This is a genomic window from Mesorhizobium sp. L-8-10, assembly GCF_016756635.1.
GTDB lineage: Bacteria > Pseudomonadota > Alphaproteobacteria > Rhizobiales > Rhizobiaceae.
This window is the reverse complement of record NZ_AP023263.1, coordinates 2,844,445-2,858,410: the sequence shown is the minus strand read 5'-3', so window position 1 is coordinate 2,858,410 and position 13,966 is coordinate 2,844,445. Positions and strand designations below refer to the sequence as shown.

Sequence of the window (13,966 nt, the reverse complement as noted above, 5' to 3'; positions counted from 1 at the left end):
TCCTCATGACCTGTTCATCGTTCGACGGGCCGGGCGGTCGACTGGCGCACATGCAGTTCCGGCTTGATGAGTTCCTGCGAGGCGCGCACGGCCGCGCCGTTGAGCCGGTCGAGCAGGACGCGCGCAGCGCGGCGGCCGACCTCGCGCTGGCCGTTCCACACCGTCGTCAGGGCCGGTGTGGCGATCGCCGCCTCTTCCAGGTCGTCGTAGCCGGTGACCGAAATGTCGACCCCGGGGACGAGGCCGGCACGCGAGATGCCGTTCATCAGCCCGATCGCGACGAGGTCGTTCCAGCATACCGCCGCGGTTGGCTTGTCCTTCATGGCCAGGAACTGTCCGGCGGCTTCGAAGCCGGCCTGCTTGGTGCGCGGGCCGGAGAGACGCCAATGCGGCTTCACTTCGAGCCCTGCGGTCTCCATGGCGTTGAGATAGCCCTGATAACGGTCCCGCCCCGTGGAGGTCTGGTCCGTACCGCCGACCATCGCGATGCGGCGGTGGCCGAGGGAGATCAGATGGTTGGTGGCAAGGCCCGTCCCATAGGCGTCGTCGCCGCGGAAGGCCGGGACGCCGGCGCCCTCGACCGTTCTGGCGATCAGCACGGCCGGCAGGCCGTTCTCTTCGGCCATGCGGATATCCTCGGGCGGCGTGCCGATGGCGGGCGACATGATCACGCCGTCGGCGCCGAGTTGCAGCAGCGTGTCGATGAAGGTGCGCTGCTTCTCGAGCTGGTCGTAATGATTGGACAGGATGAAGGTCTGCCGGCTGCGGTCGAGCTCGCTTTCGATCGAGCGCAGGATCTCGGCGAAGAACGGGTTCATGATGTCGTGGACGACGACGCCGACGATGCCGGACCGCGAGGTCCTGAGGCTCGCCGCGCGGCGATTGTAGATGTAGCCTATGGCGCGGGCATGCTCCTTGATGCGGTCCCTGGTCGCATCGGCCACGAGCGGGCTGTCGCGCAGGGCCAGCGATACGGTCGCGGTCGAAACGCCGAGCGCATCCGCGATCGTGGAAAGCTTGATCTTCTGAGCCAGCGCGCCCTCCCGGCCTAACCTGCCTGAAACCGGCTTATGCCACTGGACAGAGAAGAATCAAAGCTTTTTGGCCAGTTCCTCGGCCTCCGAATTCGGCCCTGCACTGCTCCTCAGCCGCAGCACATGCTCGCGGTAAACGATGTAGAGACCGCTCGCTATGATGATGGCCGCGCCGATCAACGTCCAGCGGTCCGGGAGTTGGCCGAACACCAGATATCCGGCCGTTGTTGCCCATACCATCTGCAGATAGGGATAAGGCGCCAGCGCCGTGGCGGTCGCCTGCCGGTACGCCTTGATGAGCAGCCAATGGCCGAGCCCGCCGAAGAACCCGAGTGCGGCCAGCAGCAGCCACATGATCGGTTCGCCGGGGATCTCCCCGCGCAAAGGCACGACCGGGAACAGGAGCAGAGCCGGCAGGATGGCGGGATAGAAGATGAGGCTCTCGGAAGTTTCCGTCGCCGAAAGCGCGCGCGTCATCAGCGCATAGAGCGAGCCGGACAGCATCGAGCAGATCGCGAAGAGATGGCCGGCGTCGAAGGCGGCGAAACCCGGCCGGGTAATGACGAGCACGCCGACGAACCCCACCAGCACGGCGAGCCAGCGGCGCCAGCCGGCCCATTCGCCAAGCATGGGCCCGGCAAGCGCGGTGATCACCATGGGCCCGAAGAACAGGATCGACACGGCTTCCGCGAGTTGCAGCGTCTGCAGCGCCAGGAAATTGAAGATGGTGGCGCCCACCATGAACAGGGCGCGGACCGCCTGCCTCCACGGGCTCTCCATCCTCAGCCTGGCCGGCAAGGTCCAGGCCTTGAACAGTATGGCGACGAGCACGGCATGGACCGCGAAGCGTGCCCAGGTCACGAAGCCGGAATCGAATCCGGAGACCACGAGGTATTTGGCCGAAGCATCCAGGCAGGCGAACAGGACGCCCGAGGCGAAAACGAGCAGGATTGCGGATGCCGGCGCAGCACCATCCGCCGACTTTGGAGTTGGGTTCAATTGACCGGGCCGTGGAGGAACAGAAACAGGGATTGCTTGTGGGTCAGGACGGCCTCGACGGCAAGAGAAAAAGCCGGTTCGCGGCGAATATCGTTATTCGGCTTCGTCGGCCTCGATCTCGACCAGATCGACCGTGTTGCCCAGCAGATTGGCCTCGATCCGGGCGAGCAGCTTGGACAATGCCTTCTGCTCCTTCCTGTCGAGCCCCTTCAGCGCCTGCTTTTCGGTCTTGCGCACCGATTTCTCGATGGCGCGGATCGTGTCGCGGCCAGCCTCGGTGAGGAAGATATGCGCCTGCCGCGCGTCCGCCTCCGAGGCTCGCTTCTCGAGGAAGCCCTGCACCTGAAGGCGGTTGATCGTCTTGGTGATGGTCGGCGGCCGGACGCCGAGCCGGGCGGCAAGCTGGCCGGGGGTCTGGCCGTCCGCATGGTCGAGCGCCAGCATGATCTGATCCTGGCCCGCATAGAAACCGTGGTCGAGCAGCCGCGCCGCGAGCGCGGTGCGTGCCAGGCGTGCCGCCGAATGGAGGCGGGTCATCGTTGCGCTCTTGTCTGGCTTGGCCATGAGCCCTCCTGAAGCAGCCCCGCCCCATCGCGAAGATAACCGGGACGCGTTCTTTGACAACCGGCGCGGCGACAATCCTTTGCCGGCAATCCGCCTGCGCCGGCCAAGCTAATGCCAGATCGGTATTTCAATTAGATGACAAACGATCTGGGAAGCCGTCGGGATGGGCTGTCTCATCGACATGGTCCCCGATGCACTCATCGCCCGAATGCTTGTGACGGCCATCCCCTCCCTGGACGTGTCGCTGAACGAACTGAAAGTCGGACCGATCGTCAGGGCGCCGGGCGATTTCAACGCGGCCGGTTTCGACGACGCCTATCGCGCGACCGGCCGCAGTCAGTTGCGGATGACGATGACCGGTCCAATCCTGTTTATGCGCACGCCAAGCGCCCGTTCGAGGAAGGCGAGCGCGGCGCCGGTATCGGAGACCGTCATGGTGCCGCTGACCCGGCGCCGGGCCAGTTGGTTGTCGGCGATCACGATTCGCCCGGAGAAATGGCGGCTCATCTCCTCGACGACGTAGGAGAGCGGAGCATTGTCGACGACAAGCAGTCCGCGGCGCCATGAAAGAGCAAGCTCAGTGTCCGCCCTACCGGCCGTGCGCGCGTGAGTGGCGTGGTCGTAGCCAGCCTGCTCCCCTTCCTTCAAGCGCAGGGAATTATTCGCGCTACTCGCGAATTCGACCAGCACAGCGTTATGCGTGACTGTCACGTCGGTCTCGGTGCCACCGAGGCGCACGTCGAAGGCCGTACCGAGCGCCGTGACACGGACGTCTCCGGCCTCTACTGTGAAAGGACGGTCGGGGTCGCCTGCAACCTCGAAGAATGCCTGGCCGCGCAACAGCCGGACGGTTCTATGGGTAGCATCAAAGTCGTGGGCGATGGCGGAGGAAGCGTTGAGCTGCACCGTCGAGCCGTCTTCCAGGGCGACCACCGGCATCTCGGCGGTGCCGGCGATCACATCGGCCTGAAGGCGCATCGGTCCGTCGAACAGCAGGAAGAGTGAGCCGGCGACGAAGAGTGCAAGAAGAGAACCGAGGATCGGCTTTACGACGCTGCGGGGCTTGATCCGGAGATCGCGCAGCGCCGGATCGGATTCCATCGCCATGCGGGCCTCGCCCATCAGGCGCATGGCCGCCTCGTAGGCATCGGCGTTTTCGGGATCACGGTCGAGCCATTGTCGAAAGGCTGCCTCGTCGGCGGCGGTCCGGCCAGCCTCCCGGTTGCGCAAGATCCAGTCCGCGGCTTCAAGATGGCGCCTTTTCTGCGCTCTCGTCAGTCGCCTCTGCAGCATGAACGGTCCCGAATCTCCCTTCTCACTCATTTGACGGATGAGCCGGCGGGTTTGGGACTCCCCGAGCTATTTTTGCCGAGCGGTGACGTTTCGGGGCGGAGCCGTTCGCGCCGCCACGAACGCGCAATCTAACGCGACCACGACCAGGTGGACAGTTCCATCTCCGCTCCCATGAGCCGGTCGAGGCAGTGGGCGAAAGCGCGGCGAAGATGGCGATCAACCATGTTGCGCGAGATGTTGAGCTTCATGGCGATCTCGTCCTGGGAGAGTTGGTGCAGCCTGTGAAGGATGAAGACGGCGCGTCGCCTTGCCGGCAGTTGGGCGATCGCGTCGCGGAGGACGACGATGCGCGCCTCGATTTCGAGGGCACGGTCCGGTGAGGCGTTGTCCGCCGGGACCGCCTGCGCCTCCTCCTCGGTGCCAGAGAAAAGGCGCGCCTCGAAACTCTCCTTGCGGAAGCGGTCGATGCCGAGATTGACGGCCGCCTGACACAAATAGGATTTGAGCGAGCGCTTGTCGCGCAGGATTTCGGGCCTGGCCGAAAGCTTCAGATAGAGGTCGTGAACAATGTCCAGCGTCGCGGAGCGGGAATGGCCGCTGCGGCCGGCGGCAGCGGCGATGTCGTCGTAATATGCCACGATGGCTCGGTTAAGCAGCTCGTTGCCGTCGAAGTCGCCAAGGCTGGGAACGGTGCCAGACAGATTCGGCATGGTCATGCTTTCGTCCTGGAACATCCACGGCAGACCGCCAGGCTTCCAGTGGCTCCGAACACGAAAGAGGCATTGCGCCGTCTTCCTGCATTCCCTCTCGCTTCCGATCCGCCGGCGATTGCCGCTGACAATGCCGCCACCCCAGGCGACTGGATTTGCTTATCGAAAGCAGAAAAATCCCGCAATAGTAGCAGCTTGGAAGCCTTCCAGGCTGGCGGATTCCGATGTCGCAGAAAACAGGACTTTTCGAGTCATGTTTTCTGCTGATTTCATTGGGCGAATCCGCACATTGGCCTGCCGCGTCCCCGCATGCGGTCGTCATCAAGGCCGGCCCGAATCTGTCGCTCCGTGGCCGATCTGCAACAGTGAGGACCGCGCGGGCGAGGCGCGAGCGGCGGGGATGCACAGGGGGGTACCGGCGACGGGATCGGTGATGATGGTCGCAGCAACGCCAAAGACATGCTCCACGATCTCTGCCGTCATCACCACGTCCGGTCGGCCGGCGGCCGCGATCTTGCCGGCCTTGAGCATGACCATGTGGTCGGCATGGCGGGCGGCCTGGTTGAGATCGTGCAGCACGGCCACGACCGTCTTGCCGCGAGTGGCGACCAGTTCGGCGACGAGATGCATCATCTCGATCTGGTGGGCGAGGTCGAGGAAGGTGGTGGGTTCGTCGAGGAGCAGGATGCCGGTTTCCTGCGCCAGCGTCATGGCGATCCACGCCCGCTGGCGCTGGCCGCCGGACAGGTTTTCGAGCGGGCGGGCGGCCAGATCGTCCATGCCGGTCAGGGCGAGCGCCTCGGCACAGGCATTGTCGTCCTGCTCGGACCATCGGCCGAACAGGGAGCGGTGCGGGTAGCGGCCCTGCCGCACGAGATCGAGGACGGTCAACCCCTCTGGCGCGGCCGGCCCCTGCGCCAGCACGCCGACGCGACGCGCGATCTCCTTGGTGGAGAATTCAGACAGGGGGCGACCGTCGAGCAGGATCGTGCCGGCGTTCGGGGCGCGCAGGCCGGCGAGCGCGCGCAGGATGGTGGACTTGCCGCTGCCATTCGGCCCGATCAGCGCCGTGAATGCACCGGGAGCAATGGCAAGGTCGAGACCTTCGACGACCATCGAGCGGCCGTAGGCGATCGCGACGCCCTTGGCGGCCAGACCCCGGTTTGCGTCAGGCTCGGACATTCTGTCGGTCCCGGAGAAGATATGCAAAGAAGGGCGCGCCGATCAGCGCCGTGACGATGCCCGCGGGAAGCTGCACCGGGGCGATGACCGTGCGACCGGCGAGATCGGCCGCCATGACCAGGGCCGCGCCGATCAGGGCCGATATGGGTATCAGCCCGGCATGCGCGGGGCCGACCAGGCGGCGGGCGATGTGCGGTGCTACCAGCCCGACGAAGCCGATCAGCCCGGCGGCCGCGACGGCCGCCCCGGAGAGAAGCGTGCAGAGCAGGATCATCAGCGCGCGGACAGCGTTGACGCGCTGGCCGAGGCTCTGCGCGGCTTGATCGCCGAAGCGGATAAGGTCGAGTTCGCGGCTGGAAATCATGGAGAACGCCAGCGGCGCGGCGAGCCAGAGCGCCAGGGCCCGCACGCCAGGCCAGTCGGCGTGATAGACGCTGCCGGCCAGCCAGATCATGGCGCGCTGTACGTCGCCGATCTCGCCGAAGGCGGTGAGGAAGGTGGTGGCGGCGCCCGCGAGCGCGCTCAAGCCGATGCCGATCAGGATGATTCGCAGCGAAGAGGTGCCGCCGTCGCGCCAGGAAAGTATATAGATCGCCGCCGCCATCACCGATGCACCGGCGAAGCCCGCCCAGGGCAGTATCTGGACGGGCGCGTTGTCGAGCGCGACGATGAAGATCGTCGCGGCCAGCGCCGCACCCGCGTTGATGCCAAGGATGCCGGGTTCGGCGAGCGGGTTGCGCATGACGGCCTGTGCGATGGCTCCCGCAACTGCAAGTCCGGCGCCGACGAGCATGGCGAGCAGCGCACGCGGCATGCGCAGGTCGAAGACGATCATCTCGATCTGCGGGTTCCTGCCTGCCGGTTGCGCGACAAGCGAGACCAGATCGCCGAGCGGCACCGCGAAGTCGCCATACGCGACAGAGGCGACAAGCAGGGCGGCCACGACAAGGGTCAGGGCGGCGAGGGTGCGGATCATCGGGCATCGCCCGCGCGGCTGCGCGCCAGCCAGATGAAGAAAGGTGCGCCGACCAGCGCCATCGTCACGCCCACCGGGAAGCTCTGGTTGGCGAAGATGGTTCGGCCGATGAGGTCGGCCAGAACGATCAGCAGCGCGCCACCGGCCGCACTGAACGGGATTATCCAGCGGTAATCAACTCCGACGATCATCCGCGCGATGTGCGGAACGACAAGGCCGACGAAGGCGACGGGACCGGCAAGTGCGACCGCCCCGCCGGCGAGCAGGATGACGATGGCGACAGCCAGGCCGCGCCAGAGAACCGGGTCCTGACCGACAGACGCGGCGACCTCGGTGCCGAGGCTCAAGGTCATGATGTGCCTGCGGAAGATCAAGGCGGCCGCGAGGCCGGCGAGGATGTAGGGCGCGACGGCTGCGACCTGCGCCAAGCTGCGGCCGGTGAGCGAGCCGGCGGTCCACAGACGTACGGCGTCGAGCGTCGTCTGGTCGAAGATCAGGATGGCGGTGGTCAGCGAGGACAGGAACGTCGTGACGACCACGCCGGCGAGCACAAGCTTGAGCGGGGTCACGCCCGCGGACCCGACCGAGGCCAGCGCATAGACGACGACCGCCGCGATCCCGGCCCCGCCAAATGCGAACCAGACCTGGGCGCTGCTCGATCCCACGCCGATGAACGACATGGCCATGACTATCGCGAAGGCCGCACCCGCATTGACGCCGAGCAGGCCGGGCGAAGCGAGCGGGTTGTTGGTCACGGCCTGCATGATCGCGCCGGCGACGGCGAGCGCAGAGCCCGACAGCAGCCCGGCCATCGCGCGCGGCAGGCGCAAGGTCCTCACCACCAGATGCTCGCGCGAGCCGTCGAAAGCGAAGATCGCAGCCAGCACGTCGGACATCGCGATGCGCGACGCGCCGAGCGTCACAGACCAGACCGCCACCACTGCCACGAGCAGGCCCAGCGCCGCGAACGCAGAGAACCGCCGTGCGTCGGCACCTACGGTCACGCTGCCGGCAGTCACGGCTCTGCCAGGATGTATCGTTCGATGTCGTCGAGGATCCGATGCGCGGAGGTGATGCCGTGGAAGCTCTGCCATGTTGCCCGGTCGACGCGGTAGGCGCGATCGTTCCGCACGGCGGGCAGAAGCTGCCAGAGGGGGTTACCGGTGACCTCCTTCTCGAGCGCGTCGTCCGGTCCGCTTTCGAAGCCGCTGGCCGAGACGTAAAGAAGAATGTCGCCATCGAGATTGGCAAGTTCCTCCCAGTCCGGCCGCTTGACGATCGTGTCGTCAGTCACCGTCTCGTAGGCCGTGCGCTTCACGCCGGCCTCGTGCAGCACTGCAAAGGGCGCATAGGCGGCTGGACCGTCGACAAAGACGACGAACCTGCCCGGAGCGAAGCGGACGGCCGAGACCGTCACGTCCTTCATTCGCGCGCGGATCGAAGCGGCGCGCTTCTCATAGGCGGCAAGCGCCTCCTCGGCCGGAGCCTCGCGGCCGGTAATTTCGGAGAGGAGCCGGAGATATTTCTTCCAGTCCATGTGGCTGAAGAAGACCGTCGGCGCGATCTTGGACGCCTTCTCGTAGATCTGCGAATGTGCCTCTGTGCTGCCGATGATGAGATCGGGCTTCAGCGCCGCGATCCGCTCCAGGCTCGGCTCCTTGGGATTGCCGAGGTCGGCCATCTTCGACTGTTTGACGAAGTCGAGCACCTTGGCGTCCTGGATCGCCATATAGGGCGTGGCGAAGACCGGAACCTCGAGGTCCAACAAGAGGCCGAGCGTCAGGAGCGGATCGAGCGTGACGATCTTCTTCGCTCCGGCCGGAACGCAGAAGGGCGCCTTGTAGACGCCTTCCGATATTTCCTTCCCCTGGCAGGCTGCATGCGCAATTTTCAGGGGGCACAGGAGGAGCAGAAGGGCAAGGCCCAGACGCAGGACGGATACCATGTCGAATTGACCCGTAGAAGCGGTTGCGGGCTTTCGCCCCGCAGCCGGACGTCATCAGAATTTAGTTCGAACGTTCAGCCCAAACGATCGCCGCAATCCAGCCTGGGCGAAAGGAAGCGGCGCATCCGGATCGACGATGGTGAAGTATTTCTCGTCGGTGAGGTTGTCCACAAAGGCTGTGATCTCCCAATTATCCTTTTTGAAGCCGGCTTGTGCATTCACGATGAAGCGCGAGTCGATTTTGTACATGCCGGCCGTGCCGAAGCGGGAATTGTAGTCGCTGGTGTACTTGGCGTCGCCGCCGACAAAGGCGCCATTCTCGAACTCATATCGACCACCGAAGGCGAACGTCCATTCCGGCGCTTCCGGGAAGGCTTCTCCGGATTGATCGCCCAGGCTCGCGTGATCGAATTCGAGGAACTTTGTGTTCACGTATCCAAGCGAAGCGAATGCCGAGAACTGATCGGTGACCTGCCAGGTCGGCTCGATTTCGAAACCCCATGCGCGCGAGGACGCGGCATTCTCCGTCCTACGATAGCCGGGAATGGTCGAGAACGGGCGGATTTCGATCTGCTGGTCCTCATACTTCGTGTAGAAGAGATTGGCGTTGAGGATAAGCCGGTCGTCCAGCAGGCGTCCCTTATAGGACAGTTCGTAGCTTTGCGAGTATTCCGGATCGTAGGTTACGAGTTGGAAATTCTCGGGATCCTGACGGTCGACATAGGAACCGCCAGAGCGGAAGCCCTGCGTGTAGGTTAGACCAACCGTGTGGTAGTCACCGAATTCCTTCGACAGGCCGATCTTCGGCACGAAATTCAACTCGTCGAAGGATGCCGGGTCTCCGGTCAAGGCCGGATCCATCCCATAGAATACGAGGGAGTTCAGCTCCGTATTCGTCTCCTCGAGATAATCCAGTCGTCCCCCCACGGTGACGAACCAGGTGGGTGCGAATTCAAAGGTCGCCTCGCCGAACACAGCCAGGTTCGACGTCTTGCGATTCTGATCGTCGTCCAGCTGGACAAGCCCGTAGAACGGCACATCTGCTATGAAGCGCGACGCCCCGTCAAAGACCTGATGGCTCCCGTAAACGCCAGCTACCCATCGCCAGCGGTCGGCTTCGTAGTTCAGGCGCATCTCCTGGGTGAAGATCGAATCGTCGTCCGTACCCCAGATCCCCGAGACATAACCGGGCGTGTCCGCATCGACGGAGCTGCGCGTGTTGATGCCGTAGGAGAGGCCGGTCAGCGAGGTGAACCGCAGCGCCTCGGAGAAATCGTGCGTAATCTCGAGGCCAGCGTTATGCACCTCCGTGGCGCGGAATTCCGTGTAGGTGTCAGGATTGTTGTTGAAATCCCCGCGCCCATCGTAGAGACCTACCAGCCGATCGTTCGGCCGGTCCTTTGAATAGGCATAGGTCAGCAGGGCGCGGGTATCCGGCATTTCCGACGGCGTAATGAGCAGCTTGGCGCGAATGGTCCCGCTGATGTCCGTGGTCAGATCGTCATAGCCGGCGTAATGGCTGAAATTCGAGTAGGTCACGTCCGTATGGGAACGCTCGAACGCGCCCGCTATGCGCAGCGCGACCTGATCCTCGGCAAGCGGCGTATTCACGACGAACCCGGCGCCCACCAGATCGTTGCTGCCGACAGTGCCCGACAGTTCGACTTCCTTGTCGAAGGTGGGATCCTTCGACTTGACGTAGATCGCCCCGATCATGGCGGCGCGGCCGGACAGCGTCGATTGCGGGCCGCGATAGACCTCGACCTGTTGCGCATCCCAGAGGTTCCTTGCACCGAAACGCGCATTGTAGCGGGTCTGGAGGATGCCATCGAAATAGAGGGAGCCGGCCGGCCCGCCGGATGGAACGAAACCTTCGGAACTCATGCCGCGGATGACAAAGCCGGAATTCACCGTCGCGCTGTCCTCCACGTTCGCAAGGCGCCGGAAGGTACCCTGCGTATGCCTGATCTGGCCATCTTCGATGTCTTTGGCTGTCACGATGCCAACGCTCGCGGTCGTGGCGTCGAGGGTCGTTGCGTTCTTGGAGCCATAGATCACGATAGGGTCGAGCATCGTCGTCCCATGCTCGCCTGCGGCATAGCCGACGTCGTTGGTGGAAGCGGTATTGTTGCTGAGCACAACCTGATTGCCGCCGGCGAAGCGCGCGCTCAAGCCCGTGCCGGCCAGTACGGCGTCAAGCGCCTGGGAAGGCGTAAGATTGCCGCTGACGCCTTGCGTGGTCTTGCCGCGGGCGAGGTTCGCATCAAACAGGATTTGCAGACCCGACTGCGCGGCGAGCTGGTTGAGAGCGGGGGTGAGCGAGCCCGCGGGAACGGAAATGGATTGCTGTGCGGTCTGCGCGGGGGCTACGGTTTGCGCGGCGGCCGGAATCATCCAGCCAAAAGCCAGCATGGTGCCGGCCAGAAGGGCAAGGCGCCGCCCGCCGGCCGCACTCGCAGGGTTTGTCGTCGTAAGTCCTGGTCCAGCCACTACAGCCCCCGTTCTGGCGGCGTTTAAGGCGCCGCGGTCGATCACTCGGAGCGGGGTTCTTCTATCCGCTCACCATTGTGACGATCAGGGATCGCGGTTTGGGACTGCGGCCCAAAAAAATCTTGTGGCCAAAAGTCATGTTTCCACAACGGGATCAAGCGGTGTGGTCGGCTGCGACCTGGGCTGCGGCGCATGGCGCGCAGCAGTTCCGCCTCCCGCTCGGCGGCGGCCACGGCCTAGACAGCGTCGTGGATTTCGTCGACGGAACCTATCACATGCTGCCGTCCGACCTCTGTTGGGCTTCACGGAGGACGAGGTGGCTCCGCTTCGTGACCGTTCCTGGCCTTCTCGGCGATGCCGTATCGGACCGCCCGGACGATGTGCCCCGGCGATCTCGATCGCGCCAAAAACGCGCCGCTGCGGACGACTGGTCCGCTGGCCCAAAGCCCCTTGGGATTCCCACGTGCAAATCCGGCAGCCTCATCCTATATGGGTGGCGACACAGCCATCCAATCCGAGAGTGCAACAATGAGCGAAGCTCAGACGCAGATCCCCGTAACCGTGCTGACCGGCTATCTGGGTGCGGGGAAGACGACCCTGCTCAACCGGATCCTCTCCGAAAACCACGGCAAGCGTTATGCCGTCATCGTCAACGAGTTCGGCGAGATCGGCATCGACAACGACCTGATCGTGGAATCCGACGAGGAAATCTACGAGATGAACAATGGCTGCGTGTGCTGCACGGTGCGTGGCGACCTGATCCGCACGGTCGAGGGATTGATGCGCCGCCCCGGCCGCTTCGACGCGATCCTGGTGGAGACCACCGGCCTTGCCGACCCCGTTCCCGTGGCCCAGACCTTCTTCATGGACGACGACGTCCGCTCCAAGACCAAGCTCGACGCGGTCGTGGCGCTGGTCGACGCCAAGCACCTTCCGCTGCGCCTCAAGGACACGCGCGAGGCCGAGGACCAGATCGCCTTTGCCGATGTCGTCGTGCTCAACAAGACCGACCTCGTCACCCCGCAGGAACTGGGCGATGTCGAGGCGGCGGTGCGCGCCATCAATCCGGCTGCGAGGATCCATCGCACGGAGCGTGCCGGCGTGAAGCTCGAAGAGGTGCTCGACCGCGGCGCCTTCGACTTGAGCCGTGCGCTTGAGAACGACCCGCATTTCCTCGACGCCCACGATCATGACCACGATCATGATCACCATGATCATGATCATCACCACCATCATGATCATGACCACCATCACGCTTCGCCCATCCACGACGTGACGGTCCAGTCGGTCTCGTTGCGCGGCGGCGAGATGGATCCCAAGAAGTTCTTCCCCTGGATCGAGAAGGTCACGCAGCTCGAAGGCCCGAACATCCTGCGCCTCAAAGGTATCATCGCGATCAAGGACGATCCGGATCGCTACGTGATCCAGGGCGTTCACATGATCGTCGAGGGCGACCACCAGCGCGCCTGGAAGGATGGCGAAAAGCACGAGAGCCGGCTGGTCTTCATCGGCCGCAAGCTGGACGAGGAAAGGCTGCGGAAGAGCTTCGAAGCCTGCCAGGCTTGAGCTTTCGGTTGACATCAGGCCGCATGCTCGTCCAGACCCCGTCCGACCAAGCTTCGCCCATCGGAATGGACTGCGCTCACTGATGCCCACCGTTGCCCCGCTCGATCTCGATGGCCATTGCGTCACGGCTGCCTTCATCGGCGGCGTGCCGTTCTTCGCGATGGCCGACGGTACGGTCCATTGGCTCGACCACGGCAGCAAATCGGCCACAATCCATGACGGCCTGCTCTGTGCCGTCGCGGATGCTTCCGGCAAGCGCCTGGTCAGCGGCGGCGAGGACGGCAAGGTCTGCGCACTCTCGCTTGACGGCTCCGTGGCCGTGCTCGCCGAAATGGGCCGCAAATGGGTGACGAGCATCGCCGCCGGCCCGCAAGGCGCGCTCGCCTTCGCCAGCGGCCGCAATGCAACCGTGCGTTTCGCCGACGGCAAGACCAGGGAGTTCGCGCATCCGCGCTCGGTCGAGGGCCTCGCCTTCTCGCCGAAAGGCATGCGTTTCGGCGTTGCCCGCTACAATGGCGCCACGCTGCATTTCCCGGCCAGCGAAGGCAGGCCGGCCGAGCTCGAATGGGCCGGCGCCCACACCGGCATCACCTTCTCGCCCGACGGCAGTTTCGTCGTCACCACCATGCAGGAGAACGCGCTCCACGGCTGGAAGCTCGCCGACGGCAAGCATATGCGCATGTCCGGCTACCCGGCCAAGGTCAAAAGCCTCTCCTGGAGCGCCAAGGGCAAGTGGCTGGCGAGTTCGGGCGCGCCGGCCGCGGTCGTCTGGCCATTCCAGGGCAAGGACGGCCCGATGGGCAAGGCGCCGCTCGAGCTCGGCACACGCGGCAACACCATGGTCACATCGGTCGCCTGTCATCCCGCAGAGGACATCGTGGCGATCGGCTACGAGGACGGCATGGTGCTTGCAGCGCGTTTCGCCGACGCCAAGGAAGTGCTGCTGCGCCGGCCCGGCAAAGGCGCCGTCACCTCGATGATGTGGGACGACGAAGGCCGCCGCCTGGTATTCGGCACGACGACCGGCGACTGCGGCATCATTGATATCGCGGGTTGAATCATCCGCACGCGGGTTGAATCAACTCCACACGCGGTTTGAAAAGCGACCCCATTCCACGACACGGTCGCCGATTCTGCGACACCAGACGCAGATACGATTGCAGCGGCTGCACAAGGTGGAACTTTGCTCTTGATGCAGTCATTGCCG

Annotated in this window: 12 protein-coding genes; 2 read left to right on the top strand and 10 right to left on the bottom strand. The window is 64.4% G+C overall.

Annotated elements, in window-relative coordinates; genetic code table 11:
* Positions 1 to 14 precede the first annotated feature (14 nt).
* The 10 genes from JN280_RS13305 to JN280_RS13260 form a co-directional block, all read right to left on the bottom strand.
* On the bottom strand, positions 15 to 1,034 hold the full coding sequence (locus JN280_RS13305) for a LacI family DNA-binding transcriptional regulator (protein WP_202314740.1): 1,020 nt from the start codon (positions 1,032 to 1,034) through the stop codon (positions 15 to 17).
* A gap of 57 nt (positions 1,035 to 1,091) precedes the next feature.
* Entirely contained in the window at positions 1,092 to 2,033 is a 942-nt protein-coding gene (locus JN280_RS13300) for a DMT family transporter (protein WP_202312778.1), read from the bottom strand.
* Between the two features lie 93 nt (positions 2,034 to 2,126).
* Positions 2,127 to 2,597: a MarR family winged helix-turn-helix transcriptional regulator gene (locus JN280_RS13295; RefSeq protein ID WP_202312776.1), complete on the bottom strand. Its 471-nt coding sequence runs from the start codon at positions 2,595 to 2,597 to the stop codon at positions 2,127 to 2,129.
* A gap of 336 nt (positions 2,598 to 2,933) precedes the next feature.
* On the bottom strand, positions 2,934 to 3,920 hold the full coding sequence (locus tag JN280_RS13290) for a FecR family protein (RefSeq protein WP_244743283.1): 987 nt from the start codon (positions 3,918 to 3,920) through the stop codon (positions 2,934 to 2,936).
* A 98-nt stretch (positions 3,921 to 4,018) separates the two neighbouring features.
* Entirely contained in the window at positions 4,019 to 4,600 is a 582-nt protein-coding gene (locus JN280_RS13285; protein WP_202314738.1) for an RNA polymerase sigma factor, read from the bottom strand.
* A gap of 321 nt (positions 4,601 to 4,921) precedes the next feature.
* Complete coding sequence (locus JN280_RS13280; RefSeq protein WP_202312775.1) at positions 4,922 to 5,782, bottom strand: ABC transporter ATP-binding protein; 861 nt, start codon at positions 5,780 to 5,782, stop codon at positions 4,922 to 4,924.
* Positions 5,769 to 6,758 (bottom strand): FecCD family ABC transporter permease, encoded by a 990-nt coding sequence (locus JN280_RS13275; protein ID WP_202312774.1) that lies wholly within the window; start codon positions 6,756 to 6,758, stop codon positions 5,769 to 5,771. The genes JN280_RS13280 and JN280_RS13275 overlap by 14 nt, the downstream gene beginning before the upstream one ends.
* Positions 6,755 to 7,777: a FecCD family ABC transporter permease gene (locus tag JN280_RS13270; RefSeq protein ID WP_244743281.1), complete on the bottom strand. Its 1,023-nt coding sequence runs from the start codon at positions 7,775 to 7,777 to the stop codon at positions 6,755 to 6,757. Before JN280_RS13270 ends, JN280_RS13275 begins: the two co-directional genes overlap by 4 nt.
* On the bottom strand, positions 7,774 to 8,703 hold the full coding sequence (locus JN280_RS13265; RefSeq protein ID WP_202312765.1) for an ABC transporter substrate-binding protein: 930 nt from the start codon (positions 8,701 to 8,703) through the stop codon (positions 7,774 to 7,776). The genes JN280_RS13270 and JN280_RS13265 overlap by 4 nt, the downstream gene beginning before the upstream one ends.
* A 54-nt stretch (positions 8,704 to 8,757) precedes the next feature.
* Positions 8,758 to 11,238 (bottom strand): TonB-dependent receptor domain-containing protein, encoded by a 2,481-nt coding sequence (locus tag JN280_RS13260; protein WP_244743279.1) that lies wholly within the window; start codon positions 11,236 to 11,238, stop codon positions 8,758 to 8,760.
* 483 nt (positions 11,239 to 11,721) lie between these two features.
* Between JN280_RS13260 and JN280_RS13255 the strand changes: the two genes are divergently transcribed.
* Entirely contained in the window at positions 11,722 to 12,759 is a 1,038-nt protein-coding gene (locus JN280_RS13255; RefSeq protein ID WP_202312763.1) for a CobW family GTP-binding protein, read from the top strand.
* Between the two features lie 82 nt (positions 12,760 to 12,841).
* Complete coding sequence (locus JN280_RS13250; protein WP_202312761.1) at positions 12,842 to 13,816, top strand: WD40 repeat domain-containing protein; 975 nt, start codon at positions 12,842 to 12,844, stop codon at positions 13,814 to 13,816.
* The last annotated feature ends 150 nt before the right edge of the window (positions 13,817 to 13,966 follow it).